We start from the raw sequence: 3,333 nt of genomic DNA, 5'->3' as shown, positions 1-3,333 counted from the left end.
CGGACCCGGCGCCGGTCGCCCAGCCGGCGCAGCGGGGCGGGGTCACCGGCCGGGGTCTGCTCGGCCACCCGGCGCAGCGGGTCGAAGATCGGGTCGGTGCTCATCGGTGCTCGCTCCTCTCAGACTCCGACAGCAGGTCGGCCAGCGCGGCCCGGCCGCGGGAGAGGCGGGCCTTGACGGTGCCCTCGGGGGCGCCGACCTCCCTGGCCACCTCGGCCACCGGCAGGTCGGCCAGGTGGTGCAGCACGATGGCCCGCCGCTGCTCGACCGGCAGCCGTTGCAGGGCCCGGGCCAGCGCCACCGACTCGACGTCGGGGGGCTCCACCTGCCGCTCCGCCTGCAGCGCCCGGTCCGGGGCCCGGCGGGCCAGCCGGGAGCGGCGCCAGCGGCTGACCGCGATCCGGTAGGCGGTGGTGCGCAGCCAGCCCTCGGGTGAGGACGCGCGGTCCAGAGTGTGCCGTTTGTCCCAGGCCCGGATGAACGCCTCCTGCACGCAGTCCTGGGCCTCGGCCCGGTTGCCGCACATCGCGTAGACCTGGGCCACCAGCGAGCCGAAGGAGGTGCGGTAGAGGACGTCGAACTCCTCGCTGTCCATCCCGCTCCTCCCGACCCGTTCCGACCCTGCGGCCCGGAGGCCGGTGCGTGCCGGTGGTCCCTGCTCGGCTGCCACGCTCACGACCTTCCTACGCGCGGTGCCGGAGCCCGGTTGCACCGGCCGTCCGATTTCCGCCCCGCGGTCCGCTGTGGCAGACTTCTGCGCTGGTGCGCATGCCCGGCTCCTGCCACGGGGGGACCGTCCGGACGGCGCCACCACCCGAACTGACTGCACTGACCAGGTGACCTGTGGCACCGGCGAGGACCATCATGAGCAAGCTGATCGAGGCCGTCGACCAGGCCTCCCTCCGGACCGACATCCCGACCTTCCGCGCCGGCGACTCCGTCAAGGTGCACGTGAAGGTGGTCGAGGGCAACCGCTCCCGGATCCAGGTGTTCGCCGGCGTGGTCATCGCCCGCAGCGGCGGCGGGCTGCAGGAGACGTTCGTCGTCCGCAAGGTCTCCTTCGGTGTCGGCGTCGAGCGCACCTTCCCGGTGCACAGCCCCATCGTCGACAAGATCGAGGTCGACCGCCAGGGCGATGTGCGCCGCGCCAAGCTGTACTACCTGCGCGGTCTGCGGGGCAAGGCCGCCAAGATCAAGGAGAAGCGCGCCTGAGCGCAGCTCTCCCCGACGATCGCACGCACCGGCTGCCGGTGCGTGCGATCGTCGTCTTCGGCCCCGTCGACTAGGTTGGGGCGGGGTCCGTGGGCGAGATCGTGCGGTGCCCGGACGGGTCCGTCGCAGGCAGGACGAAGAGGTGGCGTGGGTGAGTGAGTCACGGATCGGCGAGGAGCCGCCGAAGACGGGCGTCGGACGGCGCGTCGGGTCGGTGGTGAAGGAGCTCCTCATCGTCGTGGTCGGCGCGGTGGTGGTCTCGTCGCTGCTGCGGGCGTTCGTGGCCCAGCCCTTCGTGATCCCGTCGGGGTCGATGGAGGACACGCTGCAGATCGACGACAAGGTCGTGGTGCAGAAGGTCACCGACTTCAGCCGGGGCGACGTCGTCGTCTTCGTCGACCCGGGCGACTGGCTCGGCCCGGAGTACGAGGCCGCCGAGCGCGGACCGGCGGGCCAGGTGCTCGAGTTCATCGGGATCCTCCCCGACACCAGCTCCAACCACCTCATCAAGCGCGTGATCGGCATGCCCGGCGACACCGTGCACTGCTGCGACGACCAGGGTCGGCTGAGCGTCAACGGCGTCCCGCTGGAGGAGGAGGACTACCTCTACCGCGGCGACGACGGGGAGCCGGTCGCCCCCGCCGAGGTGCCCTTCACCGTGGTGGTGCCACGGGACCGCCTCTTCGTCATGGGCGACCACCGCAACGACTCGCGCGACTCCCGCTGCCACCTCGCCGACGTCCCCGCCGCCGGTGGGCCGTTGGGCACCGAGGCCTTCGTCCCGGTGCAGAACGTGGTCGGGCCGGCCTTCCTCATCGCCGCGCCGTTCGACCGGTTCCAGCGGCTGACCGTGCCCGACACCTTCGCCCGGATCCCGGACGCGGCCGAGCCGGCGCCGGAGCAGGCGGTGATCGAGCCGGAGGGGGTCAGCTGCTGATGCCTGAGGGTGCCCAGCGCTCCCGGCCGAAGTTCGTCATCCGGCGCAGCAGCGGCCTGTACGGCTACGAGCGCGCCCTGCAGCGAGCCGGCTTCCCCCTGGTGGCCGGCGCCGACGAGGCCGGACGCGGCGCCTGCGCCGGTCCGCTGGTCGCCGGCGCGGCCATCCTGTCCGAGCGGGCCTCGCGCCAGATCGAGGGCCTGCGGGACTCCAAGCTGCTCAGCGCGGCGCAGCGGGAGCGCTGCTACGACGAGGTGGTGGCCAAGGCCGTGAGCTGGTCGGTGGTGGTGCTGCCGGCGGATGAGTGCGATCGGCTCGGGATGCACGTCGCCAACGTCCAGGCGCTGCGTCGGGCGCTGCACCGGCTCTCGGTGCGCCCCGACTACGTGCTCACCGACGGGTTCGGGGTGGACGGGCTCGGCGTGCCCGGGCTGGCGGTGTGGAAGGGCGACCGGGTGGCTGCCTGCGTGGCGGCGGCGTCCGTGCTGGCCAAGGTGACCCGCGACCGGATCATGGCCGACCTCCACCAGCGGTGGCCCGAGTACGACTTCGCCACCCACAAGGGCTACTGCACCCGTGAGCACCAGGAGCGTCTCGACCGCCACGGGCCCTGCCCGGAGCACCGCCGCCGGTTCGACAACGTGGTGCGGGCGATGCGAGGGCACGGCGACGTGCGCGCCGTCGGCTAGAGTGCCAGGCGAGATGAGTGCAGAAGACCTGGAGCAGTTCGAGAGCGAAGCCGAGCTCAAGCTGTACCGCGAGTACAAGGACGTCGTGCGGCTGTTCACCTACGCCGTGGAGACCGAGCGCCGCTTCTACCTCTGCAACACCGTCGACCTCAAGGTCCGCACCGAGGGCGGCGACGTGTACTACGAGGTCTCGATGGCCGATGCCTGGGTCTGGGACATGTACCGTCCGGGCCGCTTCGTGAAGAACGCCAAGGTGCTGACCTTCCGCGACGTCTCCATCGAGGAGATCGTGCACTCCGACCTCGAGGTCCCCGACTCCGGACGCTGACGTCCGCCGCGCCACCCCAGCGCCCTGAGCCTGTCGAAGGGCGACACCCGACTCTCCCAGCGCCCTGAGCCTGTCGAAGGGCGACACCCGACTCTCCCAGCGCCCTGAGCCTGTCGAAGGGCGACACCCGACTCTCCCAGCGCCCTGAGCCTGTCGAAGGGCTACCT

5 protein-coding genes are annotated in these 3,333 nt (G+C 72.0%); 4 read left to right on the top strand and 1 reads right to left on the bottom strand.

What is annotated here, in order from left to right; all coding sequences use genetic code 11:
• Window positions 1-100: 100 nt before the first annotated feature.
• Window positions 101-595: an RNA polymerase sigma factor gene (locus tag DVA66_RS18560; RefSeq protein WP_114561360.1), complete on the bottom strand. Its 495-nt coding sequence runs from the start codon at window positions 593-595 to the stop codon at window positions 101-103.
• Between the two features lie 269 nt (window positions 596-864).
• Here DVA66_RS18560 and rplS point away from each other — a divergent pair, with 269 nt between their 5' ends.
• From rplS to DVA66_RS18540, 4 genes are all read left to right on the top strand, one after another.
• Complete coding sequence (gene rplS, locus DVA66_RS18555) at window positions 865-1,212, top strand: 50S ribosomal protein L19 (RefSeq protein ID WP_114561359.1); 348 nt, start codon at window positions 865-867, stop codon at window positions 1,210-1,212.
• A gap of 151 nt (window positions 1,213-1,363) precedes the next feature.
• On the top strand, window positions 1,364-2,149 hold the full coding sequence (gene lepB, locus DVA66_RS18550; protein ID WP_232822063.1) for a signal peptidase I: 786 nt from the start codon (window positions 1,364-1,366) through the stop codon (window positions 2,147-2,149).
• Window positions 2,149-2,838, top strand: a complete 690-nt coding sequence (locus DVA66_RS18545) for a ribonuclease HII (RefSeq protein ID WP_114561357.1) — start codon at window positions 2,149-2,151, stop codon at window positions 2,836-2,838. The genes lepB and DVA66_RS18545 overlap by 1 nt, the downstream gene beginning before the upstream one ends.
• Before the next feature lie 13 nt (window positions 2,839-2,851).
• Window positions 2,852-3,166, top strand: a complete 315-nt coding sequence (locus DVA66_RS18540; protein ID WP_114127989.1) for a DUF2469 domain-containing protein — start codon at window positions 2,852-2,854, stop codon at window positions 3,164-3,166.
• Window positions 3,167-3,333 lie beyond the last annotated feature (167 nt).

Origin of the sequence: Desertihabitans aurantiacus, assembly GCF_003344635.1 — a bacterium.
In the GTDB taxonomy this organism is placed as follows: Bacteria; Actinomycetota; Actinomycetes; order Propionibacteriales; family Propionibacteriaceae; genus Desertihabitans; species Desertihabitans aurantiacus.
Note: the sequence above shows the minus strand (reverse complement) of the source record. Positions and strands in the feature narration are given on the sequence as shown.